The following is a 25,891-nucleotide window of genomic DNA, read 5'->3' on the forward strand; positions in this document are numbered from 1 at the left end:
TTTCGAAAAATATTATTTCTTCTTTGCCTCACGTTTCTTTTCTGGTTGGAAATGTTTCCAATTGTTTTTACTGAAACGACCTACTTTTTTGTAGTTATTCTCTACAGGACTCGTCAGTGTCGAAAAAACAAACTGCGCTATTTGCATACCAGGACGGAGGACGAGTGGTACACGATTGATATTCGATAATTCGAGAGTAAGATTCAAAAAATGTCCTGGGTTGATGAGCCCGGCGGTATTGTGTACGACGAGACCGACACGAGCGAGACTGCTTTTTCCAGAAATTTGTATGAGGTATTTGTCACTTCCGACGAAATCACGCACTTTCCCGAGTACCGTCTCTCCAGGAAACAGATAGAATGCCTCCCCTTCTTTCACATGATGCTCTACTGTGTGAGGGAAAACTTTTTTTACCGGATCAATAAATGGCGTATTGTGAACATCAGTCACCATAAAATCATTATCCAGAATCACATCATAACTGACCGATCCGAGACGTTTTGGATCGAAGTCTTTGATAGTAATCGTGCCGTCTTTCACTGCCTGCTTGATATCGTGGTCAGAGAGATACATAAAGGGATGTATTAGGAAATAGTAAATGTCTTGTCGGTGCCATAGTACTCTGACCAATGTTCATTGTAATACGCGAACATACGCTCGAGTCGGTCTTGTGACAATTCCTCGATACCAAGTGTTTCCATGAGTGTCCGGAGATCACGCTTCACCTGTTCTGCGGAAGTACCATCTGTCACTATTTTTTCCAATTCTACTACATATCCGTAACCAGCATTTCTATCAATACAAGCCGTCGTATCTTGAAAGATATATTCTCTCCGATCACGAGACCATTTGGCCTGATACGTACAACCGGCTTCGAGCAAAACTCGGTCAAGTGCTTCAAGCGATAGCTCTGGTATTTCTGCTTCAAATTCTATGCGAGCTGTACCGTTGGAACTTGTTGTATCGTCTATAGAAGCCTTGGCGACGAACAAAACTTTTTTGTTTGCTTGTCGAGTACGGAGAGAGAGATTGTTTCCTTCGTTCAGCACCTTCTTAAATGCTTCGATTTTCTTTTTGGCAATATGAGAAGTAAGAGCGATACATATCTTCTCACCATCTCCACCGACAAAATAATGATTGAGTTGGGAGCTTTTTGAAACGAGCTTCGTCGATGGATCAATACTCTGCATTTTTTGTATTAGATTGTTGGCATTTTCTTCACTACCGAGGAGAGATTTGATCTCTATTTCATATTGCTGTACGGTCATAGTTTTCTTGAAAAAAGCAATTTAACACCCCTTTAGTATATCATATCTTCTTCTGATAAAGAAAACTCAAAAATGATATACCTTTCTACAAAAAACAGACCATTGCTGGTCTGTTTGGAGTCGAAATATATTACAACTTGATTGGGAGGCTCGGACTCATTGTAGAACACAAAAAGAGAGATTTCACAAACTTTCCTTTCATGTTTTCTGGCTTGGAGCGATCAAGGGTTTCACGAAACATCGTATAGTTCTCGAGCAATGCCTCAGGAGTAAAAGACGTTTTTCCGATAACCTGATGGATATTTCCTGTGTCATCGTTTTTGAAACTCACTTTTTTCCCTTTTTTGAGCATCTCTACTGTTTCTTTGATCTTTGGAGTGACAGTCTCTGTCTTTGGGCTTGGCATCACACCTTTTTGTCCGAGAATTTTGGCTACGAGAGCAAGCTTTGGCATCATTTCAGGCGTTGCGAGCAATACATCGAAATCTTGGCCAGGAACGATTTTCCCATTCTTGATATCAGCAATCAATTCTTCTCCACCGATGAGGTCGGCTTTTGCTTCTTCTGCTTCTTTCTGCTTCGTACTGGTGATGACCGCTACTTTTTTACTACGACCCGTTCCTTGTGGCAGGATAAGGGTGACACGCACCATTTCATCTGATTTCTTGGTATTGATACCGAGATGAGCGTGTACTTCAATAGCTTCATCGAATTTCGTCATTTTGTGTGACTGCAAAAAAGCAAAAGCTTCTTCTGGGGTGTATGCCTTCTCTGCTTCTACTTGAGTGGCGACTCCTGTGTATTTCTTTCCTCTGTGCATAGTATTGTACGTGGTGCAAACGAGTTTTTCATGACTCTTCCACATAATAAAAAATTATCTTCTAAAAAACACTAGTCGACTACTTTGATACCCATCGAACGAGCAGATCCAGCAATGATCTTCATCGCCTGTTCGACATCATTCGCATTCAGATCTTCCATTTTTTTCTCAGCGATTTCACGAACCTGTGCCATTGTGACAGAACCAGCCTTGTCCTTGAGCGGATTAGAGGCTCCTTTGGCGACATTGGCTGCTTTCTTGAGCAAATCAGAAGCAGGAGAGGTCTTCAGAACGAATGTGAATGTACGATCTTCGAACACAGTGATTTCAGCTGGAACGACATCTCCCATACGATCTTGAGTAGCAGCGTTAAACTTCGAACAGAAATCCTGAATATTGAGTCCGTGCTGACCAAGAGCTGGACCAACTGGTGGAGCTGGGTTTGCTTTACCGGCAGGGATCTGCAACTTGATAACGGTTTTTATTGCCTTTGCCATAATGAGTACTCTTTTGATAAATTATGCTTTTCTTACTTGCAGAAAGTCCAGTTCGACAGGTGTTTCGCGACCGAAGAGAGAAACAAACACTTTGACTTTTCCTTTCTCTTCATCTACTTCCTGGATTTTTCCATCAAAATCTTTGAATGGTCCGTCAGTGATCTTGATAGCATCGCCCACATGGACATCGATTTTGTATTTCGGTTCTGCGACACCCATACGTTTTTTGAGGGCATCGATTTCCTTAGGATCGATAGGTGTCGGGGTCGTACCAAGTCCGATGAATCCTGTCACGTTCGGAGTGTTGCGGACGACATACCACGAGGCATCAGTCACAATCATATCGACGAGCACATATCCAGGGTAGATACGTTCTTCGACGACGACGCGCTTCCCTCCTTTGATCTTGATCTTTTTTTCTTTGGGAACAAGGACGTCAAAAATGAGTTCTTGCATATCCATCGAATCGATTCTTTGCTTCAGGTTACGGGTTACGTTTTCTTCGTATCCAGAATACGTATGAAGTACGTACCACGCGCGTCCGTGATGTTGTGTCTGCTTTGCCATAGGAATAAAATCACCAATAACCGATCCGCTACAACGAGCGAATCAATAACTGGACTTATTGAATGAGAAACTTGGTAACGAGAGTACTGAAAAAATAATCTAAACTTCCGAGGAAAAATGCGACAAAAAGACTGATGGCAATAACCAAGATGGTATACATCGTGATTTGTTTGCGAGTCGGCCAGTTCACACGCGAAAGCTCGACTTTGGCTTCACTGAGAAATGCGATCATCTTGTTCATATCAATTTCTCTCTTAAAAAAAGCCCCGAGGGCTTTGTGAATATATACTATCAGAAACGGTCTGCTTTGTCAATTGACGAAATGTCTGTACTCAGAAGAAAAAAATGCCTCATATAAAGCTCCTAAGCAAATATCCTCAGAACAGTTCCATCTCACGGAAAAATGCTTCGTACGATTCGAGACACGACTTGGCCTCTTCACGACTCATAACAAAATCTGCTTCGTGAATGATACGATTACGAATCTGATGTGCATCGATCAACCTTTCTCGATTCTCGATTTGTCCAGGGTGTACCGAGGCGAGTTTGTCCGCCATAGTCTCTCCTGTGTATCCCATACCAGAGACGATTTCCTCAGCAAACGCATCCGCTTCGAGAACGGCGACCTTGTACTGGGAAGGATTGGCATCGCCGAGTCGTGCGAGAATTTTTTCCCATCGTATGATGGATTTTGATTTCGATATGAGGGGACGAGTGGTGCCGAACAATGTTTTCTTGATATCTCCCGATACACCGCGCAGAATGAGAAGCATCACAACATCAGCAAATAACACAACGACATAAACGAAAAGAAAAAACTTGATTGCTTTGACGACAATAGAGGCAGAAAGAAAAATATTCAAATTTTTCCAAAAATCCAACGCGAGAGCGAGCCAATCAATTTCCATAAACGTTTTTATTTACTTTTTTTGTATTCTTTCTCGAACGCATCCGCCATACAAAGAAGGGTTTCTTCATCGAACCATTTTCCCTGGAGTTGTCCTCCTATAGGGAGTTCTTTTCCTTCTTCAGTCACTGTACCGATAGGAAAAGAAATCGCTGGCACCCCTGTCAGATTGGCGGTGATGGTATAGATATCGCCGAGATACATTTTGATTGGATCAGCGGATTTGTCTCCGATCTTGAATGCTGGCTCAGGAGCGGTCGGAGAAAAAATAAAATCTACTTGTTCGAACGCTTTTTCGAAATCTTGTTTGAGGAGTGCACGTACTTTCTGTGCCTTGAGATAATACGCATCATAGTATCCTGCTGACAGACTATAGGTACCGAGCATGATACGACGTTTCACTTCTGGGCCAAACCCATGACGACGCGTATCGAGATACGTCTCGAGGAGTGTGCTCGTCTGTTCCGCCGAATCCTTCTCATCATTGATAGAAAGTCCATAACGAATACCATCATAACGAGCGAAGTTTGAACTCACTTCACACGGCTGAATGATATAGTAGGTCGGAAGAGCATACGAACTGTGAGGAAGTGATATCTCGATAATTTCCACACCGAGAGCGGTAAAATGTTTGATCGCAGTATCACAGAGTGCTCGAATTCTCGGATCGAGATCGGAAGAAAAATATTCTTTGGGAATACCAATTTTCTTCCCACGCACATCACCTCCGAGATAGTCCTCGTATTTCTTCTCATGTCCACTGTCAGCAGTGGTCGCATCGTGTGGATCGTGTCCGGCAATACGAGAGAGGACTATAGCGACATCTTCTACTGTTTGTCCGATGGGACCAATCTGATCCAGACTCGATGCTCCTGCCATCAACCCATAACGACTCACTCTACCATATGTTGGTTTCAGTCCGACGACACCGCAGAAAGAAGCTGGCTGACGGATAGAACCACCTGTATCTGATCCGAGTGCCCACACCGCCTCTCCTGCTGCAACAGCCGCAGCTGATCCTCCTGATGTCCCTCCTGGCACACGAGTGAGATCATGAGGATTTTTAGTAATCTGATAGGCGCTATTTTCTGTCGAAGAACCGAGAGCAAATTCGTCCATATTGGTCTTTCCGAGTACTGACACGTGTACTGATTTCAGTTTGGCGATGACTGTTGCGTCATATGGAGCGATGTAGTTATCGAGAATTTTGGAAGCCGATGTCGTACGAATACCTTCAATCAAAATATTGTCTTTGATAGCTCCAGGGATACCTGCGAGAAGATCAATTGTTTCTCCGCGTTTCAATTGCTCATCGACAAAAGAAGCCTCCTTGAGCATCTGTTCTTCGAGCACGGTCAAATAAGCAAGAATCTCACCATCTTTTTCTTTGATGATTTTCAGATACTGCTTGGCCAGATCAACCGCAGTGATTTCCCCTGCAACAAGTTTGTTGTGTAATAGACGAATCATACGAACATTTAGAAAACTGATTTTACTTTGACAAATCCATCTTTTTTCGCTGGAACATTGTTCATAATATGTGTTCTTCCAGTATCACCAAAATCTTCACATACATCACTTCGCATCACATCTGTCCTCCCGGTGATATGTCCGATAGGGACGACGTCATCTGTCGGAAGCGTCTCGAGTTCACGGAAAAAATCAAAAACAGCCGACAAATCCTTCTGATATTTCGGTAATTCTTCCTCTGTCAGTCCGATACGACTGAGGAGTGCCACTTTTTTTACTTCTTCTTCGGTCAACATAATTCTGAAATAATTTTCAATTTCTAATTTTCAATTTTCAAACAATGATACAATTCTCCAGTTTCGAAATTAATTCATTAAAAATTGTTTAGAAATTAAAAATTGTAAATTGAAAATTTACGTTTCTAATAATTTCTTTAACTCGTCTTCATTGAGAATATTTATACCGAGCTTCTTTGCATTGACATATTTGCTTCCTGGATTCTCCCCTGCCACGACATAGTCTGTTTTTCGACTGACCGTAGACGAGACTGTTCCTCCTTTTTCTTTAATAATAGCCTTCAACTCATCTCTTGTAAAGGAAGCGAGTTCTCCTGTCAGAACAAATACTTTCCCAGAAAAAATCTGTGTCGAGAGATCGTGTTTTTCTGGCACAACGATCTCGACTTCTTGCTCTCTCAGTGTTTCCAAGAGTTCTTGATTCCTTGTATCACCGAACCATTCTACGAGACTCTGAGCACTTTTGATTCCGATACCGTCTACCGACAACCATGCCTCTTCTGTTATCTCAGGAAAATATTTGATAATATCTGAAAGGTTTTTGATTTGAAAATGCAAAGACTGTTTCATCGTAGCATCGACAATGAGATTTGCCGTCTCTTCTCCGACATAACGTATACCGAGTGCGAAGAGCAATTTATCAAATGGTACTTGCTTGGCATTCTGTATCGCTCGTGCCAGCTTCTCTGCTGATTTGTCCCCAAAACGTTCGAGCGGTGAGAGATCTCCTGCGGTCAGAGAAAAAATATCACCGATGTTTTTGATGAGACCTTCTTGCAAGAGCACTTCGACAATTTTTTCTCCCAAACCGACAATATTCAATCCTTTCTTCGAAACACTGTGGATAATTTGTTCTCGCTCGATAGCAAAACAGCGTGGATTCGTACAATACAGAGCAGCACTCATATCATTCGTTCCCATCACCATACGTTCCACTCTACTTTCACATATCGGACATTTTTCTGGTGCGACGATTATTGTTTCCTTCCCAGTACGGAGACTCTCTATCACCGAAACAATTTCTGGGATGATATCTCCAGCTTTTTGGATGATCACGGTATCACCGATACGCACACCCAGGCGATCAATCTCATCGAAATTATGGAGTGTCGCCCGACTCACGACTGATCCTGCGACACGAACTGGTCTCAGATGTGCGACTGGAGTGAGTGCACCTGTCCGTCCGATCTGTACCTGTACATCTTGGATAATCGTCGTCGCTTGCTCGGCAGGAAATTTGTATGCGACACCAAACCGTGGTGATTTCCCACGATAACCGAGAGCGTCCTGCAGATTCTTGGCATTCACTTTGATGACAATACCATCGAGCGCGTACGGAACGCTCTCTCGTTTTATATTCCACTCTTCGTAATACGCTTCGACATCTGCCGTTGTCTGGCATACTCGATATTCTCTATTCACATGAAATCCGAGTTCTTGCAAAAGTAAGAGTTCTGCTTCCTGTGTCTTGGGAAACGGTATTCCTATTATTGCATCGATATCATAGACAAAGGCATCGAGTTTCCGTCCTGCGATCACTCGTGAATCGAGCTGACGAAGAGACCCTGCTGCCGCATTACGAGGATTGGCAAACAGTGGCTCATCTTTTGCTCTGCGTTCGTTATTGATACGGATGAGCTCATCTTTAGAGAGCCACACCTCACCAACAACCGTGATATCGATCGGGCGAGTGAGTGTGAGTGGTATATGTTCGATCGTTCGCAAGTTGGCTGTCACATCTTCTCCTATCTCCCCGTCTCCGCGTGTCGCTCCTCGAACCAATATTCCCTTCTCATAGGTGAGGACTGCTTTCAATCCATCGATTTTCAATTCACAGACATACTGAGGAACAGAATTTCTAATTTCCAACCCGTCTGTCGAACGGACAGGTTTCCAATTTCTAACTTCCTTATTCAAAAAACGCTTGATACGCTCATCCCAAGCCCTAAGTTCCGCAAAATCAAAAACATCATCGAACGACCATTGTCTGTTCTGATGTTTCACTTTTTGAAAGGAGGTGAGAGGCTCTGCTCCGACTCTCTCTGTCGGACTATTGGTACGTTTCAGTGATGGAAACGCTTGTTCGAGAGTAGCGAGCTCTGACAAGAGAGAATCGTACGCTTCATCAGAAATCGTCGGTTGATCGAGCGTGTGATAGAGACGCCGATGTCGTTCGATTTCCTGCGAGAGATTGTGTATGCGAAGGAGAGCTTCTTTCTGAGTTATTTTTCGTATCATAGCTCCAGTATACCCCAGTATCAGGAGAAAATCCATCGTGTGTCGCCTAGTTCTGCACTCCGCTTATCTGATAATCTCGGAGAGAAACTGTCGTCTGGAGATGTGTCGGAGCAGCCTGACCTGAGTCAACAAAAAGAGAAATGGTCACCTTGCCAACTCTTGGAGAGTTGCTTGATCGTCGAACATAAAAACGACCCCTTGTGATATGGCTGACAATAGAAGTGCTTGTACTATAGCCTCCTCCGTTACAATTACCAAGAGTCGTCCCTGGTTTACTCCGTACACTCAGTGTTCCTGCGTCTGCACTTATCGTATACCTAAAACAGAGCTTTTGAGAATAATCAAAAAATCTTATACTCGTATTATTGCCATTCAAAGTCGAATTAGAGACAGATGCTGTACGAAGCTCCTTGGCCATTGTGTTCAATGCAAACTGAGCCGATTCAATATCGGACTGCAAGCGTTTCTGCTCACGATACCCGACGAATGCTCGTGTGAAAATCTGTGAAGTCGCCCCGATAACGAGAGTAAAAATAAACATCGCTACAAGCATTTCTACGAGCGAGAATCCTCGATATGGTTTTGTTAGAAACATCTTTCTCATACGTTATGGTCTCCAATTATTGAGTGTTATTTTTGTATAAACACATTTCTTGAGCATGGTACAGTCTGTTATATTTCCATTATTCCCATTTGCTGCCTGAAACATACCTGTCTGATTATATCCCCAATAGACGAAACTCGTCACGTCAGCAGATTCTGATCCTACTGTACTGTCTGTAAAGTTGATATATATGTATCGATAGAATTTCCCATTTGCGTTATGAAGAAAAAAACCATCGTTATTTGTCTGGAGAGAATATTTGGTTTCTGGATTGATAGTAGTATCATGATTCAAATTATCATTATACTGATCATCGTAATCGATATAATAATGTGGCTCTGTATTATCTTTACTGAAATGAGCAAAAACATCAGTCTGGTCTTGCACAAACCCATTATCACGTACATTGCGTATGAGCTCGGCCCCTTCCTGAGCGAGGAGGGTTGCAGTGATGATATTTCGGCTCTCGATCGACTCACGAAGACTGTTTGCGATGAGACTCACAACCGTGAGAATACCCATAGAGAGAACAAACAAAGCAAGAATCACTTCGGGAAGGAGAAATCCTCTCGTCAATCGTTGTTTTTTTTGTATTTGTATTTGCTCTGACATACTCCTAGGAGTTTTATGGACACGATGACTTATCCTCTATCTTCCCGTCAGCAGAGACACAGACATAATAACGATTGTCTCCCTTGGAAAATATCACAGCACCTACTGATGATGGCACTCCTCGTGGCAGGACGAATGTGATAGAAGATGTCCCGCTTAGCCCCACACCATTTTTCAGCGTGTATGTAGTGATAAGCTCAGCTGTTCCAGTCCCACAGGCAATAGCAGACAATGTATATTGAGTACTAGAAATCTGAGATACCAAAAAAGAGCAGGTATTGGTACCAGCTACATTCGCTTGTTTGCCTGTCAGAGCATAATTCTGAGCTTCACGGACGACGCTCGCAAACTCTCGCGCATTGGTCTCGAGCTCTCGCTGTGTCTTGGCACCGCTATTTATCCCGCTTATTGCTACCGAAGTCAGGATAGAAACAATAGCTATCGTCACGATCACTTCTATCAATGTGAATCCTGACCATCTCTGCGTATGAGCACCAGCATTCTGCATAATATTACGTTCAAAAATATTTTTATTTTCTTTTTCTGCTCTTCTATTCTATCAGAAAACCACTAAATCACAAACAATGAAAAGAAAGGGAAAAACTTGGCACTAAAAAGAATGAGTATGATTCCTGCGGTGAGGAATGGAGCAAACGGTATCTGACTCTTCATCCCCTTCTTCTGGAGCGCAATAGCGACGAGACCGACGAGCGCCCCGAGACCAAACGATAATGTGAGCATCGGAAGAACGAGTGGCAATCCGACGATGAGTCCCGCGACCGCACCGAGCCACACATCTCCCCATCCCATCCATGTCTCGTGCGACATCCACACAAGAAGGAAGAAGAATCCCCCGATGACGAATGCACCGAGAAGCCCGTACCAGAGCGATGAAGCGAGGAACGCCTCTCCCGAAAGGAGAAATGTCTGCACGAGATAGAGAAGTGTGGCGACCGCACTCACACCAAGTACTATCATCGGTATTTCCATAAAACGGAGATCATACGCTCCGATGACGAGGAGACAACTCACCGTCACAACAAGCCAGAGCGTTTCAGAGAGAGCTGATCCGACGAGCGGGTCGAAGAACAGATATCCGATCAGACCAAATACAATACCCGTCAGAAGCTCGAGAGCAGGATACTGCCAAGAAATCCGCGTTTCACAGTCTCGGCACGAGCCACGGAGTACAATGAAACTCACGAGAGGAATGTTGTCATACCAGCGTATCTGATGTTTGCACTGGCGACAAAACGACCGTCCCATGAGCGTCTCGGCATCTCGCAATCGATACACAAGCACATTGAGAAAGCTCCCGATGATGAGTCCAAAAACAAAAAAGATGAAGAAAAAATTCATAGGAAATATTTAATATCATTATTTATTCTCAGTATATCACTGAAATAATATCAATGATATAGAGAACGTCCTTAGTCTTCTTTATTCTTGGACGACGTATTACATTTTGAACATAAAAGATTCTACTCAATAAATGTGCTAAGATCATTTCTTTCTTTTTATATCTTATATCATCATATTATAGATAAAAAAAACAGCCCATCATAGATGGGACTGTTCTAAAAAAGTGCTCGATTTTTTAACAAGCATTTGTGTATGTGATGCCTGTATTGGTAATATGCGTCAATCCACAAGCCGTATTCACGGCCGATACAACTGGAGAAACGGTAACATCAAAAACACCACTACCACTCACGCCACAATCAGCTGTAGAACCACCTGTGACTATGACCCCTACGGTATGATTCGAAGTTACTGGAAGATTAGCGGCTGTTAAAACAGCGGTATCACATGCAATAGTTAATCCAGGAATAGCTCCTGATACTTCTGATTTGAAAGATGCTACTTGAGCTTTGACACGAGCTCCAGACAAACTCACCAACACAACTGAGGCGAGAATACCAATGATGGCAATAACGATGAGGAGTTCGATAAGGGTAAAACCCTTCAATACTTTTTTCATACAATTACTTTTATTTTTTAGATATACTTATGGACAATTGGTAAAATCAGGACCACTTCCTGTGGTGTTGACATTGATATCTGCGCCTGTGCAACCGGTAAGAGTAGCAAAAGGAGCGATACCTGTAATCGTAATTTGTCCATCGCCTGTAGGCCCACAATCGTTGAGATCAATTGAGGCTCCTGCCCAGTTTGTTGTAGCAGTATCAGCAGGTAGAGCAATCAATGCATCATCACAAGCAGAAATAAAACCAGGAACAGCTCCAGTCACTTCTGATTTGAAAGATGCCTTCTGAGCCTTTGCTCTTGCTCCAGACAAGCTCACCAACACAACTGAGGCGAGAATACCAATGATGGCAATAACGATGAGGAGTTCGATAAGGGTAAAACCCTTCTTTATATTTTTCATATTCTCACCTCCTTTCTTTTTATGTTTTTATTTTTTGTGTGAAATTTTTCATTCATACACTTGTTTTCAGTATACATTTTTTCGGAAATATTGTAAACCCACACACCAATCATATTTCAATTTTGTCAACCCTTACAATTGACCAGCGACATTGTAGATCGGCATGAGCACACCGACAACCAATATACCGACACCGATACCGAGGAGCACGATCATTACTGGTTCCATCAGTGAGGTGAGGTTCTTGGTCGTCGTATCTACTTCTTGGTTATAGAATGTTCCGACGCTATTCAATACCTGTGGGAGTGTTCCTGATTCTTCACCGATACGGATCATTTGAGCGACGATCATCGGCATATCTCTCGCTTGCAAGAAAGAAGTACTCATCGATCCTCCTACTTTGACATCTTCGGCTGCTTTGAGAATCATCTCTTTGTATACATGATTCCCGACGACATCTGCGACGATGATGAGCGATCGTACGACAGGGATACCACTCACGAGGAGAGCACTCAGGTTCTCTGCAAAACGGGTGATATAGATATTACGAAGGAGTCCTCCTACTACAGGAATCTTGAGGGCGATGATCTGCCACTCATATTTCCCTTCATCGGTCTTCAGATAGTACACGATACCGCCTATGAGAGCTGCAATAAGGAAAAGAGTCCCTATCCAATACTCGCTCATAAAGTCTCCGAAATTGATGAGTACCTTGGTATACCATGGAATAGGAACGTTGAGATCCTTGATCATCACGGTGATTTTCGGGAGGATGAATGTCACGACGAGAAATCCGACGATGAACGCAAAAGAAAGAACGAAGGCTGGATAGTACAGAGCACTCTTTATCTTGGACGTGAGCTCATAATTTTTCTGGATACTCTGAGCGACAAACTCGAGAGACTGTCGCAGGTTGCCCGATACTTCTCCGGCACGGATCATACTGACTGTGAGTGAAGAAAAGACGTCCTCATGTTTTCCGAGAGCGTCAGAGAACGACGCACCATCCTTGATATCATTACCGATTTCGTTGATGATAATTCGCAAATACTGATTTTCTGATTGTTCACCGATAGTTTGGAGAGAGAGGACAATGGAAACGCGTGCCTCGACGAGTGTCGCCAACTGACGAAAGAAAATCATCAATTCCTTCTGACTGACACCGTTCAACATTTTTGCAAAATTTTTCCCGAAAAAATCAACGGTTTTGTCCTCTGCAATCGTGATTGGTGTATACCCATTCTTCTCGAGAATCTTGGCAGCGAGATCCTGACTGATCGCTTCGATCACCCCTTCACGTATCTGCCCTGCATCGTTCTTGGCTTTGAATAAAAATTTCATATACTCGTGCTTAGTATTTTAATAACAACACAACTTCTTTCTATTCTTTACTCATAAGCATCTGGAGATAATCACGATTCTTCGCAAAAGAGAAGGCATCATCCACACTGATCAACCCTTTTCTCACATAATCAGCCAAAACACGATCGAGTGATATCATCCCCTCTTTCAGTCCTGTTTCGATCACTGAGTCGATCTGATTGATCTTGTTCTCGCGTATGAGGTTTTCTACTGCATGGTTCCTAAACATCAGTTCTACGGCAGGTATACGTCCACCGCCGATACGAGGGATCAATCGTTGTGAGACAACACCGAGAAGCACACTCGCCAACTGGAAACGAATCTGGTTCTGCTGGTGTGATGGGAAAACGTCGATAATACGATCGATGGTCTGTGTACTGTCATTGGTATGGAGAGTTGCAAAGATGAGGTGTCCTGTCTCGGCAGCGGTCATCGCAGTACTGATGGTTTCGAGATCACGGAGCTCACCGAGGAGTACTACGTTCACGTCTTCACGAAAAATAGCTCGGAGTGCATCGGGAAAACTCTTGGCATCACGTCCGATCTCACGCTGGTTGATGATACATCGGTCCTGATTATAGACAAACTCGATCGGGTCTTCGATAGTGACGATGTGTTTTTCTTGATTGTGATTGATATAATCAATGAGAGCAGCGAGTGTCGTCGATTTACCATGGCCGACTGGACCCGTGATGAGCACCAACCCTTGGGAATACTTGGCAAATTCGTAGAGAGACTCTGGGATACTCAATTCTTCGAGGTTACGCAATCGATCCATCACGAACCGCATGGTAATACTGATATATCCTTTCTGAAGAAAGACGTTCGTACGAAAACGGATCGTGTCATCGAGACTATAGGAAAAGTCTGTCTGTCCGAGAGAGACGAGCTCTTGTTTTTTTTCTTCGGTCAAGAGAATTCCACTCAGTGCCTTGGTATCAGCAGGAGTCAGGATGGTCTCTTCTCCGACTGGACGGAGTTTGCCATCGATACGAAATGTCGGGTAACGACCGACCACAAGATGTAAATCAGAAGCTCCCTGCTGACCCATCAGGAGGAGAAGTTTCTTCAATCGTTGTTCTACGTCTAGAGTATCCATTTTTTTATTTTTTATCAGATATCACGTTGTTTTCTTTTGTCTCTATTCTTCATCGACGAGAATCGATCCCTGTGTCACGCGTTCGATTTCTTCGAGTGAAGTGATTTTTTTGAGAGCCACGAGGATACCATTCTGTTTCATCGTTGTCATACCCTGATTGATAGCTGCTTGTCGCGTCTCCCCTTCATTTCCTTTTTTATCAGAGATGATCGCACGCATTATATTGTCTACTTCTATAACCTCATAAATAGCGATACGTCCCTTGTATCCGGATTGGTTGCATTTTTCACACCCTTTTCCTCTCGCGAATACCATTTCTTGCTTTTTATCGAAACCGAATGCGACTATTTCCTCAAGAGGAATAGCTTCGAACAATTCTCGAATATACTTTTCTTGTTCTGGGGAAGGGAAAAACTCTTCTTTGCAGTGTTCGCACAGACGACGTACGAGGCGCTGAGCCGCCACGACTTGGAGGGCCGAGGCCAGGAGGAATGGTTCCATCCCCATATCGATCAGACGTGGAATAGAACCTAGTGCATCATTCGTATGGAGCGTCGAAAAAACGAGGTGTCCTGTGAGAGCAGCGTGAATCACGAGTTCTGCCGTCTCCACATCACGGATTTCTCCCACCATGATCACGTTTGGATCTTGACGGAGGATAGATCGGAGTCCACTCGCAAACGTATAACCGATTTCTGGTTTGATCTGACTCTGATTGATTCCTTCAACATAGTATTCAACAGGATCTTCGAGAGTGACGATATTGCGATCTTCCTTATTCAAAGTTTGCAAAAAGGAATAGAGTGTTGTCGTCTTTCCTGAACCAGTCGGTCCAGTGAGGAGAACAACTCCGTATGGTTCTTGTATACGTTTTTCGAGAACAGTACGATTTCTTCCCCAAAGTCCGAGTTCTTCCATATCCGTCGAGTTCGCACTCTTGTCGAGAACACGCATCACGATTTTTTCTCCTTCGACAACAGGAAGACTGGATACACGTAAATCGATAGAGGTACCATCCTGTTTATCGAATTGGAAACGACCATCTTGTGGTTTACGCTTCTCATCTATCTTGAGATTGGCCAGAATCTTGATACGAGCGATCACTGCCCGACCTATTTCTATAGGAAAAATAAGCTGTGACTGGAGGATACCGTCCACACGAAAACGAACACGAAAATTATTCTCGATAGGTTCGATATGGATATCGCTCGCTCTCCCGTCGATAGATTTTTGGACAATGGTTTCGACAAGGTTGGCAATAGGAGCATCCTGAAATCCTTCGACAGCAACACCTTCTCGACTCTGTCTGGCAGTCCCTTGAATATTTTCATCTGCATTTTTTTTGAGAGAGACAATAGCATCTCTCAGTGCTATATCCGCACTCGTATAATATTTGGCAATTTCAGCAAAAATTTTCTTTGAAACAAGTGTGATCTGTATAGTGATATGCTCTTTCTCGGCAAGAAAACGGAGTACATTCAAAGCCTCATAATCTTCCGGATCTACCATGGCGATAGAAAGTGCAGACTTGGTTTTCTTGAAGGGAACCATCTGATACCTTCTTGCAGTATCTTCGGGAATGAGAGCGAGGATTGTCTTGTCCAATTCTCTCGGAATAACAGACAGAAGAGCAATGCCGAGTTTTTTAGCACGTTCGGCGAGCTCTGTCTCTTCGACATCGAGTGTTTGTGATGTTGCTGTAGCTTCTGGCATAATAAACGCAGATTTATTGGAAAGGATTTGGTTTGCCAGATGGCGTCTTCTGAAGGGCGGGAATATCAGTAATAAGACTCTTGAGAGTACTTATCTCAGCGAGTTTCAATTCACCATTCGTAAAGAGAGGCATATCAAGAGCAGACGAAACAGTTTTTTTAGGAAGGAAACCATACACCACTGAAAAAGTACCTTTCAGGTTTCCTGATGCCACCTCAGGAGATGTCGATTCTTTCTTTTCTTCTTCTATAGAAAAGAATTGCATCTCTTGGTAACGATTCATATGATTCATCAGAGCAAAAAATGTCTTGATATTCTCATACGATCCATTCGCAGAACCAGTAAACGATATTTTCTTCGGTTGAAAAACCGTCTTCGGAGCGACGGAGGTATCATCGACAGGCAGACTGTCTTCTTCAAGAGTGGCATCTTTTGCAACTACTTCGACTTTCATATCTGAAATGTAGAGACCTCTCTGTGTCGCGAGAAAACTGAAAGCATCGATGAATTGCTCCTGATCCATCTTGAGAGGGAGATACTGAAAGAAAAAATCTTCCGTCTCTTTCTCTTGGTCGATCAGTTGATCAAATCGTGTGATATTTGACGATACAGCACTGGCAATAGCAAGTTTCTCGTCTACCGAAGCAATAGCGTCTCTTTTTGTCAGAATATCATCGAAAGAAGGCTTGATATAGAGAATGGCAACAATAACCGAAAGGAGGAGGAAAAATGGGAGAAGAAGTATTTTGATCATAGATATAAATTAAAGGGTTATTTTGAAAGTAAACTGCACAATCCCTTCTTTTCTCTCTAGTGATTCAACGGCAACATCCCGGGCCAGCCCATTTGTTTTGAAACTCGCAATTTGTTGGGCTATGTATTTGAAATCATCTGTCTCACCTTCTATCGAAACAGACCCTGTCTCCTTGTTGAATTCATATTTTGTCAAACGGATATTTGAAATAACAGAAGATTCGAGCTGATTCAATATCTCATCCGTATTTACAGCAGTTTTTATTTGATCTCGAGCAAAAGTCACACGAGCATCCAGTGCAGCGATCCGATCCACTTTCGCTCCTTTAATATCCTGAGAGTTTGTCGCAAGGAGAGTTTGTTTTTCAGAAAACGTTTTATCCAATGATTTGATATAGAATTGCATCCCACCCCATACTGCCAAAAGGAGAAAGAATACAAAAATAATAAGAGACGAGCTATTGAAAAACCGTGACGTTTCCCTGCTCCGCTCTGGCACTGATGATGAGAGATTGATCCCTTCCATTTTTTTATGTTTTATTATTTTGATTTAGATATGAAAAAAAATGAGAACAATTCTTTTTACTTCATAATTTTTTTGTAAATATATCTTTGAAAGAAAATTTCTTTTTTGTCATGAGAGGATTTTCGGTATTTTCTTTCTCTGCTGAGAGAGCGTCAACTCCTGCAAGAGCAAGTCCGACTGCTACAGAGAAGGATGTGCCGAGCTCTTGAATCTGAGTTTCGAGTGCTGAATCATATTGGATACGTTGCCAAGGATTACCCATCACCACAGGCAGATGCAGTAGTTCAGTATAATAGTCGACAATACCAGCAAAATGCGCTGTCCCACCCGAAAGAAATACTTTCTCACATTTTGTTTCGGGGTGTTTCACTTGATATGACTCGAGCATCCGCAGAGCTTCGTTCCCGATGGATTGCAACGAAAGAAAAGAGAGGCTCGTTCCTTGGGAAGTAAAGAAATTTTTTCCACTCTTTTTCAATGATTCGGCTCGTTCATTCGTCACGCCGAGACTCTCCTGTATGACATGAGTCACGTCTCTCCCGCCAGTATCGAGATTGCGACTGATTTTCACTATGCCATTGTCCACCAAGATGAGATTGGTCGCGCGAGAACCGATATCGATAATAAGAAACACGCCCTTTTCATTCCCGACAATTGATCGTGTCAGAGAAAATGTTTCGAGTTCGAGTGTGTCTATTTTCAGGCCAGTTTCTATCGCATATCGCTCATAACGTGCAATTTCTTTGTTGAGAGCTGATACGAGCAGAACTTCCATTTGTTTTCCTTTGTCAGGAGTATCCACGACACCGATCACTTTCCAGCTCAGAGCGATTTCATCCAAAGATGAAGGGATGTATTTTCGTGCTTCAAAGCGTACGGCTTCTTTGAGCTCTGACTCTTCCATAAGAGGAAGCTCAACAAAAAATATCAGTCCTGAAAAAGCAGGCATCGCCATGTATGCCGACACACTTTCTGGTTTCATATTCTGCTGTAACGTCTTCAGATAGTCGATGGTCTGTTGTTCATACGAGACAGCCGGATCGTCACCGACAGATTGATTGACATAGACCTGTCCGTAATTGACGAGTACAGGTTGATTATTTTTGAGAGAAAGTTCCACAGCTTTTATCGAACCCGTTCCGAAATCAATACCGAGGAAATGAGGTGTTCCAAAACCAAATGCCATATATGTGTATTTATATTTTCTTTCTACAAAAATACTATAGCACATTTTGAGAAAGAACCAAAATATTTCTCCATCCTTCTCATCATGTCATTCTCTCTCCATTTTCCATACAAAAAATGCTTTCTCTTCTCTTGTGAAAGAGCACAAGAAAACAAGAAGACTGACATTGACATATCGCTTGAGAAAAAATAGAATAGATGTACTCTATTTATCTCATAGAGAGTATGTATGATTTCCATAAAAATGTATGTTTGAAACGAATTTCAGCCAAAAATTGACACTCCACGCGAAACACAGTCTGAAAGAGGCTCGTGATATTGCTCGTTTCACCCGACACAACACGATAGAACCAGAACACCTCCTCATTGCTCTCTTTCTCGAACAGACGAGTCTCGGGAGCATACTTCTCGAAAATATGGGTTTCGAGAAAGAATCTCTTGCCAAACTCTGTTTCAAGAAAAAAACAGGCGGAAAAATACTTCCTGAATCAACCGTCATACCACTCTCTTCATCGGTCAAAGATATTCTTCGTCGTTCCTATGCTCTCGCCAATCAATTCCATTATCCCTATGTTGGTACGGAACACCTCGCTTTTGCCCTTTTTGAATCAGAAGAAAAAAATGCACTCGAAAAAATACTCGTGACACTTCACATCAGTCGAGCCAAGATACAATCTACATTCAAAGCGCACCTCAATTTCGATCATTTTCCTCAACTCGCCAAAATGCTCGATCTTCCTGACAATCTCCTGACCAAACAAACCACTTCCAGAGGCCTCACTCCATTTCTCGATCAGTACGCTGTCGATATGGCCAAAGGGTCAGTCTATGCGAGCGATATCCTCATCGGACGAGAGAATGAGACTGACCGCATCATACAAATACTCACTCGGAAACAGAAGAACAACCCCCTCCTTATCGGTGAGCCAGGTGTCGGAAAGACAGCTCTCGTAGCCGCTCTCGCCAAGATGATCTCGTCTGGTGGTGCTCCTCATTCACTTCATGGCAAACGTATTCTCCTCCTCGACCTCACACTCGTCGTGGCAGGGACCAATTTCCGTGGCGAATTCGAATCGCGTCTCAAAGAAATCCTGCGTGAAGCAATGCAAAACAAAAACATCATTCTTTTCATCGATGAGATACATACGATTGTCGGAGCGGGCAATACGAGCGGTGGCCTCGATGCAGCGAACATACTCAAACCTGCTCTCTCTCGTGGCGAAATCCAAGTGATAGGAGCGACCACTTTTGCTGAATACAAGCGTCATATCGAAAAAGATCCTGCGCTCGATCGTCGTTTTCAGTCTGTCATCGTCGCAGAACCAACCGTCGAAGAAACCAAAGAAATTCTCTGGAATATCAAAAAAAGTTACGAGGACTTTCATCACATCGCTCTCTCAAAGGATGTGATCGATACCGCTGTCGATATGAGTGTTCGGTTCATCCCTGATCGTTTCTTGCCAGACAAAGCGCTCGATATCATCGATGAGGCATCTGCTCTCGCCAAGCAAAAACGTGAAGCTTCCGAAACTATCAAACTCTTGATGGAACTCGAGGAAGAACTCATCACCACAAAAGAACTCAAGGAATCACTCATCCAAGGTGAGAAATACGATGATGCTGGTAAGTGGCTCGCTCGAGAAAAAACTCTTCAGAAAAAAATCGCTGGACTCCAAGTAGCACACAAACACCATCCAGAAAGTGAGCGTGTCGTAGTCACTCTCGAGCACATTCTCAAAACCGTCTCACATATGGCACATATTCCTTTTGCGAAACTTGCCAAAGAAAATCCGCGCCAGAAACTCACTCATATACAGAAGGCTCTCGGACAATACCTCGTCGGTCAGGCAGAAGTGAGTCAGGCGCTCGAACAAACACTGACTCGATCACTTTCGAATATCGGTGACCCTGATCGTCCTCTTGGATCATTCCTCTTCCTTGGTCCTACAGGAGTCGGCAAGACACTCACTGCCAAAATTCTCGCTCGGGAATTCTTCGGTGATGAAAACAATCTCATCCGTCTCGATATGAGCGAGTTTATGGAACGTCACAGTGTCGCACAGATTCTCGGTGCTCCCGCAGGATATATCGGGTATGGTGAAGGCGGAAAATTGACCGAACAAGTCCGTCGTAAACCCTATTCTGTCATATTATTCGATGAAATCGAAAAAGCACATCCCGATATCTTCAATATTCTCCTTCAGATCTTAGACGAAGGGGTACTTACCGATGCCGAAGGACGCAAGGTGAGCTTCCGTAACACGCTTATTGTACTCACATCCAATATTGGTACGAGCTCTTTCACGCAGACCGCTCGTATCGGTTTTGCCAAGAATATCAATACTTCAGATCTCCACGAACAATTCGATTCAATCAAACGCGAGGTACTGAACACTCTCAAGAAAGAACTTCGTCCAGAACTCCTCGCTCGTCTCGACCACACGCTTGTGTTTAATGCCCTGAGTGAAAAAGCAGTCGAACAGGTTGTCGCTCTCGAACTCTCCTCACTTGTCAGACGACTCGAAAAACAAGGTATCACACTCACCTATCCTCGATCGCTCGAACAGTATATTGCCAAGAAAAGCTTTGCGCCAGAACAAGGTGCTCGTCTCGTCAAGAAAAATATACAGGATATAGTAGAAAGAAGTATTGCGACGAGACTCCTCGATATGCCTAACAAAAAAACACTTCGTCTTTCGTTGAAAAAAGATTCTGTTTTGTGCATCTAACTATTGCTTCATTTTTTCGTTCTCCTGCCTTCAGGACATTCTGGGACTCGTGTCTCGATACATTCTTCCCTGTTTTTTGTCTGGGCTGTGGCGCATACGGGACTGCTCTCTGCGATCACTGTCTCCAGATATTTCCCCGTCGACTAGAACAACGATGTCCGACATGTGTACGAAATACGACACCACGAGGAGAGGTCTGCTTCGACTGTGTCGGAAAAAGCGCTCTCGACGGACTCTTCGCTGGATCGATCTACCGATTTCCTCTTGTATCTCACACGCTTCATACGTTCAAATACCGATTTATTGCGCCTCTCGCCTCCTCGCTCGGTACCTGGCTCGCAGAGAGGGTACAAGAGACCAATCTTCCCCTCCCTGATGCCATCATCCCTGTCCCACTCCATCCCAGACGACTGCGATTTCGTGGGTTCAATCAGTCCCTCCTCATCGCAGAAGTACTCGCGGATACACTCACTCCGGGTCTCGATACTCTGGTACTCGCAAACGTATTGCTCCGCACCCGATATACCAAACCACAGATGAAGACGCAAAGTAAAGAAGAGCGTCAGGGTAATCTCACGGGAGCATTCACGATCGCCCCAGAATATACATCACTCATACAAGACAAATCCATCTGGCTCATCGATGATGTCTCGACAACAGGTACAACTCTCGAAGAATGTGCTCTCGTCCTCAAAAAATCTGGTGCCAAGAGTGTTTTCGGTATTGTTCTCGCACGCTAAAACAAAAAAGTTACGTAATGAATTACGTAACTTTTTTTATGAGAGATTGAAAAGGAGAACTAGTATTCGACGAAGTACTGAATTTTCGCTTTTTCTTTGAGATCATTCACCCATTTCTCTGCCTCTGTATTGAATTTTTGTCCTTTCAGTTGTTCGCGCACTTGATTCTTCATATCTTCTGAATTTGTTCCTTTCGGCAGAAGCGTCTTATTTTCTTCGAGATATGTGTTGATTTCTTCATCACTTACCGCCACTTTGTCCGCCAACACCTGCTCCAATTGTTTACTGATGATGATCTGATCACGGAGCTCTGTCACTGTCATTCCTTGTGAAGCAAGTGCTTCTTCGAGTGTTCCTCCTTGTGTAGATACCTGATCTTCTATTTTCTTCATTTCTGCATCGATATCCGCATCACTCACCACGATTCCTGCTTTCTTGATTTCTCCATCAATAAGTTTCTTGGTGATCATCGTTTCCACAATACTCTTTCCTGCCTTGCTTTCGAGTTCCTTCACGACACTGAGACGGCTGATCGGACTTCCATTGACTGTTGCTACGACAAATACTCCTCGATACATATAGAAAGCAAGAGAAAACACAGCAAAGATAGCAATCACTACAACGAAACTCTTCGTCGTACGGCTCGTCCCTGCGACAAAGTCTTTCCATTCCTGCATTTTCATCACCAAAGTTTTTTTCGATTCCGAAGATTTTGTATCAAAACTTTCTTCCTCGATTCTTTCTGTTTTTGGTGTTTCTACCACTTCTGTTTCTGGTTTCTTTACTTCTTCTTTGATTGTTTCATTTTCCATAACCGTATCTGCTAAAAAAATTAATCTGATTTACTTAAAAAAAGAAAAGATAGCGTTTCTTCTTTGATGTATTTTAGCATAAAATGAAAAAGGTGTCATTCAATAAAAATCAAGTCGCAAACGGTCTATGCTCAGCATTATCTAACGAATATTGTCCAATAGTTGATTAAAGTCTGTGCCAATCCATCGCTTTACCTCCTTCCCCTCGCTACCAAGAAGAATCAGTGTTGTTTGAAGGGTTACCTTATGCTTTATTTTCATTTCACGATCCTTATCAAAATCAACCTTCACAACAATTACATCCTGAGGCAATTCATTCAAACGCTCACGGATTTCCTGGTCAAGAACGACACAATTCGAACACCACGTCGTAGCAGCGAAGAAAAGCACTACTCTACCTGATTGCTTCGCAAAGACATACGACTCTGGTGAATAGTCCACATACTGCAGATGATTTGCGAAAACCTGATTCTTCAAATCTGGGCGCACAGCAGAGAGAGTGACGTCATCTTGTTCGATAGAAGCGGTATATAACACAAACACAAACCCGAAGACGATCACTCCAAGAGCTAATAATCGGGAAGTACGAGTTTGTTTCATATGAAAGAGAAATGCGAGAAGTTTCTTCGATTGATCAGTGAGTTTTCTGCTCATAAATTGGAGTGCGATCGATCGGTTGATGCGTGTTGCAGTCGGATACGGATACACCTTATTCAAAAACTTCTTCAAACTTAGCTTATTCGCTTGAGCGAACATGAGCTCTTGCGTGAGTTCTCCTGCATTATGCGCTACCATCGTACCGCCCAGCACAATTCCTTTTCTAGAAACAAAAAGTTTCATCTTCCCCTGTACATATTCATCTACAATCGCACGATCATCACTTAAGAAATCACTTTTCAAAACATCATAATCCACCGATCGTTCTCTTAAAGTCTTCTCATCGAGTCCAAAAGTGGCAATTTCCGGACTCGTATACGTCACCCAGGCCATCGCATCGGCATTGAGTTTCTTCGGTATTGGAGAAAAAAAGTTTTTGATAATGAGCGACGCATGAAGCTCTGCTGCATGGGTAAACATATGCCCTCCCGCCACATCACCACATACAAGAACACCTTTATTCGTCGTTCGTAAATATGAATCAACAATAAGTCCGCCTCGATCATTGACTTCTATGCCAGCTGATTCGAGGTTCAGCCCATCGAGATTCAATTCTCGTCCGATAGAAACAAGCAGTGCATCTGCGAGGATTTCACGCGTTTCACCTACTTCATTACTCACCACGAGTACCTTGCCATCTTTCACTGCTTTTGGTCTATAGCCGAGCAAGAAATCCACTCCGTCTTTTTCAAGTCGTTCTCTCAGCACCGAAACCATCTCAGGATCTTCTTTATCGAGCAGACCTGATCCGACAACCGTTACTTTGGTTCCTAAAAGAGCGAGTGATTGTCCGAGTTCAATACCGATTGGACCAGCGCCAATTACAACGAGTCTCTCTGGTAAAGTATTCAGTGAAAAAATAGTTTCATTCGTGAATACTTTCATCAATTCTATTCCAGGAATACTTAATTGACGCGGACGAGATCCTGTCGCAAGGATAATTTTTTTACCACAATACTGTTTACCTGCAACTTCGATTGTTTCGCTGTCAACAAACTGCGCCTTCCCCAATACAACAGTCATACCAAGCTTGCGAAAATGATCCGCGTTTTCATGTGTACGGATAGTTTCTTGTTTCTTAGAGACATACTCCATCACTTTCTTCACATCAATAGCTCCAGATATTGTGAGTCCAAACTTCTTAGCCTCTCTGCCATCATGTACCAATCGTGCAACATGTATCAGCGCTTTGGATGGCACACAACCGAAGTTCAAACAATCTCCTCCAATAGATCGGTCTTCTTTATCGACGAGCAGTACAGAGAATCCAACGCGATTCATAAATCCAGCGATATTGAGTCCACCTGAGCCAGCACCAATAACAATTACATCAAATGTATTAGAATTTTTTTTCATAAAATTTTCCTACGTAGGTTAATAAAACAATACCAATAAGAGCAAACAATACATTTACTGGACTCAACATTCGAAGAGACTCTCCGAAATACACAAACAAAAATGTTCCCGGAATCATTCCAAAGAATGATCCTACGATGTACTGTTTCAAAGAAACGCTCGTCAAACCAAAAAGAAAATTTAAAACATTAAAAGGAAAGAGGGGTATGAGCCGAAGAGCAATAACCGTTGCAAGTGGCTTTCTTTCTAATCTTTCTTCATAGATTTTGAGAGTCGGATATTTGGCGAGAAGCATATTCTGCACATATTCTCTCAGAGTATATCGTGCCAAAAGAAAAGCGAGTGTCGCTCCCAAAGTATTGCCTACGAGCGCCGTGATGGTTCCGAGTAAATTGCCGAGCAATGAACCAGACAGAAGCGTGAGTGGCGTTCCAGGAAAACCAATGACAGCAAACAGACCTTTTAATACAATAAGCGTACCAATTGTCATCATAATATTTCCAACACTCTGAGCTTCCAAATTTTTTACAAAAGACAACACTTCTATCCGATACAGAAATGTCAGTAGTGAAAGCATGGCGACTACTATAATCAGTATAATCTTTTTCATATTTTCTTTTGAATAATTGATTGTCGTATCATATACACTACCATCAGAAATGCGCCTATCTCGACGAGAACAATCATCTGAGAACCAATCGGAAGTGTACCTGCATAAGAAAAAAGAATCGCAAACGGAGTCACTCCTATCAATGTAGAAAGAAAAAAGAGACGATGAGACAAGGATGAGAATAATCCGATACCATAAGAGAGCACATCAACAGGAACGATCATTCGAAGGAACACAATAGTCCAAAAAATATTTTTCTGAGAAAGTTGTTTCTCAAAATTTGTAATTTTCTCCAATGAAATAAACTTTTTCACAAACAAACGCCCATATCTTCGGGAGAGAAAAAAAGCAATTTGCGAACCCATAGTCCACCCGATGACAGAGAGTACGCTGGTTATTTGAAAGCCCCATACACTTACAGCAATCGGTATGAGAGGAAGCGTAGAGACTGGGGCGAACACGATAGCGAGTCCTGTAATGAAAACGTAGCTGACCATACCAAAAACTCCCTGATACTTTACAATATTTTGAATATCATTTTGATATGTCTGTGCAAATATGGTGGCTATAACGAAAAAAATCACAACAACAAGAAAACCAATTGTTGCACCGATTATTTTTTTATTGAAGAACTTCTCTAACATATCCCTTCCCTATTATTTCCTATATTGTACCCTATCG

28 protein-coding genes are annotated in these 25,891 nt (G+C 42.9%); 2 read left to right on the forward strand and 26 right to left on the reverse strand.

Annotation, left to right across the window (positions count from 1 at the left end; genetic code table 11):
- Window positions 1–12: 12 nt before the first annotated feature.
- The 22 genes from dcd to pilM form a co-directional block, all read right to left on the reverse strand.
- The gene (gene dcd / locus PHH40_02270) at window positions 13–573 is read right to left on the reverse strand and encodes a dCTP deaminase (protein ID MDD2766573.1); all 561 of its coding nucleotides are present in this window, start codon (window positions 571–573) and stop codon (window positions 13–15) included.
- 11 nt (window positions 574–584) lie between these two features.
- Window positions 585–1,268 (reverse strand): CYTH domain-containing protein, encoded by a 684-nt coding sequence (locus PHH40_02275; GenBank protein ID MDD2766574.1) that lies wholly within the window; start codon window positions 1,266–1,268, stop codon window positions 585–587.
- Between the two features lie 130 nt (window positions 1,269–1,398).
- Window positions 1,399–2,088, reverse strand: a complete 690-nt coding sequence (gene rplA, locus PHH40_02280; GenBank protein MDD2766575.1) for a 50S ribosomal protein L1 — start codon at window positions 2,086–2,088, stop codon at window positions 1,399–1,401.
- 71 nt (window positions 2,089–2,159) lie between these two features.
- Window positions 2,160–2,585, reverse strand: coding sequence for a 50S ribosomal protein L11 (gene rplK / locus PHH40_02285; protein ID MDD2766576.1), 426 nt, complete (start codon window positions 2,583–2,585; stop codon window positions 2,160–2,162).
- Between the two features lie 21 nt (window positions 2,586–2,606).
- Window positions 2,607–3,152 carry a transcription termination/antitermination protein NusG gene (gene nusG, locus PHH40_02290; protein ID MDD2766577.1) on the reverse strand — a complete coding sequence of 182 codons (546 nt, stop codon included), beginning with the start codon at window positions 3,150–3,152 and terminating at the stop codon, window positions 2,607–2,609.
- 55 nt (window positions 3,153–3,207) lie between these two features.
- Window positions 3,208–3,393, reverse strand: coding sequence for a preprotein translocase subunit SecE (gene secE, locus PHH40_02295; GenBank protein MDD2766578.1), 186 nt, complete (start codon window positions 3,391–3,393; stop codon window positions 3,208–3,210).
- A gap of 136 nt (window positions 3,394–3,529) precedes the next feature.
- Window positions 3,530–4,060 carry a hypothetical protein gene (locus tag PHH40_02300; GenBank protein MDD2766579.1) on the reverse strand — a complete coding sequence of 177 codons (531 nt, stop codon included), beginning with the start codon at window positions 4,058–4,060 and terminating at the stop codon, window positions 3,530–3,532.
- Window positions 4,061–4,068: 8 nt separating this feature from the next.
- Complete coding sequence (gene gatA, locus PHH40_02305; protein MDD2766580.1) at window positions 4,069–5,529, reverse strand: Asp-tRNA(Asn)/Glu-tRNA(Gln) amidotransferase subunit GatA; 1,461 nt, start codon at window positions 5,527–5,529, stop codon at window positions 4,069–4,071.
- Window positions 5,530–5,537: 8 nt separating this feature from the next.
- Complete coding sequence (gene gatC, locus PHH40_02310; GenBank protein MDD2766581.1) at window positions 5,538–5,825, reverse strand: Asp-tRNA(Asn)/Glu-tRNA(Gln) amidotransferase subunit GatC; 288 nt, start codon at window positions 5,823–5,825, stop codon at window positions 5,538–5,540.
- A 117-nt stretch (window positions 5,826–5,942) separates the two neighbouring features.
- Window positions 5,943–8,063 carry an NAD-dependent DNA ligase LigA gene (gene ligA, locus PHH40_02315; GenBank protein ID MDD2766582.1) on the reverse strand — a complete coding sequence of 707 codons (2,121 nt, stop codon included), beginning with the start codon at window positions 8,061–8,063 and terminating at the stop codon, window positions 5,943–5,945.
- 46 nt (window positions 8,064–8,109) lie between these two features.
- Window positions 8,110–8,667, reverse strand: coding sequence for a prepilin-type N-terminal cleavage/methylation domain-containing protein (locus PHH40_02320; protein ID MDD2766583.1), 558 nt, complete (start codon window positions 8,665–8,667; stop codon window positions 8,110–8,112).
- 3 nt (window positions 8,668–8,670) lie between these two features.
- Window positions 8,671–9,279, reverse strand: coding sequence for a hypothetical protein (locus PHH40_02325; GenBank protein ID MDD2766584.1), 609 nt, complete (start codon window positions 9,277–9,279; stop codon window positions 8,671–8,673).
- 13 nt (window positions 9,280–9,292) lie between these two features.
- Complete coding sequence (locus tag PHH40_02330; protein MDD2766585.1) at window positions 9,293–9,787, reverse strand: prepilin-type N-terminal cleavage/methylation domain-containing protein; 495 nt, start codon at window positions 9,785–9,787, stop codon at window positions 9,293–9,295.
- 62 nt (window positions 9,788–9,849) lie between these two features.
- On the reverse strand, window positions 9,850–10,638 hold the full coding sequence (locus PHH40_02335) for a prepilin peptidase (protein ID MDD2766586.1): 789 nt from the start codon (window positions 10,636–10,638) through the stop codon (window positions 9,850–9,852).
- Window positions 10,639–10,876: 238 nt separating this feature from the next.
- Window positions 10,877–11,260 (reverse strand): type II secretion system protein, encoded by a 384-nt coding sequence (locus PHH40_02340; protein ID MDD2766587.1) that lies wholly within the window; start codon window positions 11,258–11,260, stop codon window positions 10,877–10,879.
- Window positions 11,261–11,287: 27 nt separating this feature from the next.
- Window positions 11,288–11,668, reverse strand: coding sequence for a type II secretion system protein (locus PHH40_02345; protein MDD2766588.1), 381 nt, complete (start codon window positions 11,666–11,668; stop codon window positions 11,288–11,290).
- Between the two features lie 132 nt (window positions 11,669–11,800).
- Window positions 11,801–13,009 (reverse strand): type II secretion system F family protein, encoded by a 1,209-nt coding sequence (locus tag PHH40_02350; GenBank protein ID MDD2766589.1) that lies wholly within the window; start codon window positions 13,007–13,009, stop codon window positions 11,801–11,803.
- A gap of 40 nt (window positions 13,010–13,049) precedes the next feature.
- The gene (locus tag PHH40_02355) at window positions 13,050–14,129 is read right to left on the reverse strand and encodes a PilT/PilU family type 4a pilus ATPase (protein MDD2766590.1); all 1,080 of its coding nucleotides are present in this window, start codon (window positions 14,127–14,129) and stop codon (window positions 13,050–13,052) included.
- 42 nt (window positions 14,130–14,171) lie between these two features.
- Window positions 14,172–15,842: a GspE/PulE family protein gene (locus PHH40_02360; protein ID MDD2766591.1), complete on the reverse strand. Its 1,671-nt coding sequence runs from the start codon at window positions 15,840–15,842 to the stop codon at window positions 14,172–14,174.
- A 13-nt stretch (window positions 15,843–15,855) separates the two neighbouring features.
- Window positions 15,856–16,596 carry a hypothetical protein gene (locus tag PHH40_02365; protein ID MDD2766592.1) on the reverse strand — a complete coding sequence of 247 codons (741 nt, stop codon included), beginning with the start codon at window positions 16,594–16,596 and terminating at the stop codon, window positions 15,856–15,858.
- A gap of 9 nt (window positions 16,597–16,605) precedes the next feature.
- On the reverse strand, window positions 16,606–17,121 hold the full coding sequence (locus tag PHH40_02370; GenBank protein ID MDD2766593.1) for a hypothetical protein: 516 nt from the start codon (window positions 17,119–17,121) through the stop codon (window positions 16,606–16,608).
- A 61-nt stretch (window positions 17,122–17,182) separates the two neighbouring features.
- Window positions 17,183–18,307 carry a type IV pilus assembly protein PilM gene (gene pilM / locus PHH40_02375; GenBank protein ID MDD2766594.1) on the reverse strand — a complete coding sequence of 375 codons (1,125 nt, stop codon included), beginning with the start codon at window positions 18,305–18,307 and terminating at the stop codon, window positions 17,183–17,185.
- Window positions 18,308–18,554: 247 nt separating this feature from the next.
- Between pilM and PHH40_02380 the strand changes: the two genes are divergently transcribed.
- Both PHH40_02380 and PHH40_02385 read left to right on the forward strand, forming a co-directional pair.
- Complete coding sequence (locus PHH40_02380) at window positions 18,555–21,035, forward strand: ATP-dependent Clp protease ATP-binding subunit (GenBank protein ID MDD2766595.1); 2,481 nt, start codon at window positions 18,555–18,557, stop codon at window positions 21,033–21,035.
- Window positions 21,026–21,775, forward strand: coding sequence for a ComF family protein (locus tag PHH40_02385; GenBank protein ID MDD2766596.1), 750 nt, complete (start codon window positions 21,026–21,028; stop codon window positions 21,773–21,775). The genes PHH40_02380 and PHH40_02385 overlap by 10 nt, the downstream gene beginning before the upstream one ends.
- A 59-nt stretch (window positions 21,776–21,834) precedes the next feature.
- Here the strand turns inward: PHH40_02385 and PHH40_02390 are convergent, their stop codons facing one another.
- The 4 genes from PHH40_02390 to PHH40_02405 form a co-directional block, all read right to left on the reverse strand.
- On the reverse strand, window positions 21,835–22,587 hold the full coding sequence (locus PHH40_02390; protein MDD2766597.1) for a SurA N-terminal domain-containing protein: 753 nt from the start codon (window positions 22,585–22,587) through the stop codon (window positions 21,835–21,837).
- A 141-nt stretch (window positions 22,588–22,728) separates the two neighbouring features.
- Window positions 22,729–24,600, reverse strand: coding sequence for an FAD-dependent oxidoreductase (locus tag PHH40_02395; protein ID MDD2766598.1), 1,872 nt, complete (start codon window positions 24,598–24,600; stop codon window positions 22,729–22,731).
- On the reverse strand, window positions 24,584–25,210 hold the full coding sequence (locus PHH40_02400; protein ID MDD2766599.1) for a VTT domain-containing protein: 627 nt from the start codon (window positions 25,208–25,210) through the stop codon (window positions 24,584–24,586). The genes PHH40_02395 and PHH40_02400 overlap by 17 nt, the downstream gene beginning before the upstream one ends.
- Entirely contained in the window at window positions 25,207–25,854 is a 648-nt protein-coding gene (locus tag PHH40_02405) for a VTT domain-containing protein (protein ID MDD2766600.1), read from the reverse strand. Before PHH40_02405 ends, PHH40_02400 begins: the two co-directional genes overlap by 4 nt.
- Between the last annotated feature and the right edge of the window lie 37 nt (window positions 25,855–25,891).

The organism is Candidatus Moraniibacteriota bacterium (assembly GCA_028688415.1).
In the GTDB taxonomy this organism is placed as follows: Bacteria; Patescibacteriota; Minisyncoccia; order Moranbacterales; family UBA1568; genus UBA1568.

Bases quoted from the DNA above. Each gene is read 5' to 3' on its own strand.
- dcd (MDD2766573.1), bottom strand. From the start codon at position 573: ATGTATCTCTCTGACCACGATATCAAGCAGGCAGTGAAAGACGGCACG.
- PHH40_02275 (MDD2766574.1), bottom strand. From the start codon at position 1,268: ATGACCGTACAGCAATATGAAATAGAGATCAAATCTCTCCTCGGTAGT.
- rplA (MDD2766575.1), bottom strand. From the start codon at position 2,088: ATGCACAGAGGAAAGAAATACACAGGAGTCGCCACTCAAGTAGAAGCA.
- rplK (MDD2766576.1), bottom strand. From the start codon at position 2,585: ATGGCAAAGGCAATAAAAACCGTTATCAAGTTGCAGATCCCTGCCGGT.
- nusG (MDD2766577.1), bottom strand. From the start codon at position 3,152: ATGGCAAAGCAGACACAACATCACGGACGCGCGTGGTACGTACTTCAT.
- secE (MDD2766578.1), bottom strand. From the start codon at position 3,393: ATGAACAAGATGATCGCATTTCTCAGTGAAGCCAAAGTCGAGCTTTCG.
- PHH40_02300 (MDD2766579.1), bottom strand. From the start codon at position 4,060: ATGGAAATTGATTGGCTCGCTCTCGCGTTGGATTTTTGGAAAAATTTG.
- gatA (MDD2766580.1), bottom strand. From the start codon at position 5,529: ATGATTCGTCTATTACACAACAAACTTGTTGCAGGGGAAATCACTGCG.
- gatC (MDD2766581.1), bottom strand. From the start codon at position 5,825: ATGTTGACCGAAGAAGAAGTAAAAAAAGTGGCACTCCTCAGTCGTATC.
- ligA (MDD2766582.1), bottom strand. From the start codon at position 8,063: ATGATACGAAAAATAACTCAGAAAGAAGCTCTCCTTCGCATACACAAT.
- PHH40_02320 (MDD2766583.1), bottom strand. From the start codon at position 8,667: ATGAGAAAGATGTTTCTAACAAAACCATATCGAGGATTCTCGCTCGTA.
- PHH40_02325 (MDD2766584.1), bottom strand. From the start codon at position 9,279: ATGTCAGAGCAAATACAAATACAAAAAAAACAACGATTGACGAGAGGA.
- PHH40_02330 (MDD2766585.1), bottom strand. From the start codon at position 9,787: ATGCAGAATGCTGGTGCTCATACGCAGAGATGGTCAGGATTCACATTG.
- PHH40_02335 (MDD2766586.1), bottom strand. From the start codon at position 10,638: ATGAATTTTTTCTTCATCTTTTTTGTTTTTGGACTCATCATCGGGAGC.
- PHH40_02340 (MDD2766587.1), bottom strand. From the start codon at position 11,260: ATGAAAAAAGTATTGAAGGGTTTTACCCTTATCGAACTCCTCATCGTT.
- PHH40_02345 (MDD2766588.1), bottom strand. From the start codon at position 11,668: ATGAAAAATATAAAGAAGGGTTTTACCCTTATCGAACTCCTCATCGTT.
- PHH40_02350 (MDD2766589.1), bottom strand. From the start codon at position 13,009: ATGAAATTTTTATTCAAAGCCAAGAACGATGCAGGGCAGATACGTGAA.
- PHH40_02355 (MDD2766590.1), bottom strand. From the start codon at position 14,129: ATGGATACTCTAGACGTAGAACAACGATTGAAGAAACTTCTCCTCCTG.
- PHH40_02360 (MDD2766591.1), bottom strand. From the start codon at position 15,842: ATGCCAGAAGCTACAGCAACATCACAAACACTCGATGTCGAAGAGACA.
- PHH40_02365 (MDD2766592.1), bottom strand. From the start codon at position 16,596: ATGATCAAAATACTTCTTCTCCCATTTTTCCTCCTCCTTTCGGTTATT.
- PHH40_02370 (MDD2766593.1), bottom strand. From the start codon at position 17,121: ATGGAAGGGATCAATCTCTCATCATCAGTGCCAGAGCGGAGCAGGGAA.
- pilM (MDD2766594.1), bottom strand. From the start codon at position 18,307: ATGGCATTTGGTTTTGGAACACCTCATTTCCTCGGTATTGATTTCGGA.
- PHH40_02380 (MDD2766595.1), top strand. From the start codon at position 18,555: ATGTTTGAAACGAATTTCAGCCAAAAATTGACACTCCACGCGAAACAC.
- PHH40_02390 (MDD2766597.1), bottom strand. From the start codon at position 22,587: ATGGAAAATGAAACAATCAAAGAAGAAGTAAAGAAACCAGAAACAGAA.
- PHH40_02395 (MDD2766598.1), bottom strand. From the start codon at position 24,600: ATGAAAAAAAATTCTAATACATTTGATGTAATTGTTATTGGTGCTGGC.
- PHH40_02400 (MDD2766599.1), bottom strand. From the start codon at position 25,210: ATGAAAAAGATTATACTGATTATAGTAGTCGCCATGCTTTCACTACTG.
- PHH40_02405 (MDD2766600.1), bottom strand. From the start codon at position 25,854: ATGTTAGAGAAGTTCTTCAATAAAAAAATAATCGGTGCAACAATTGGT.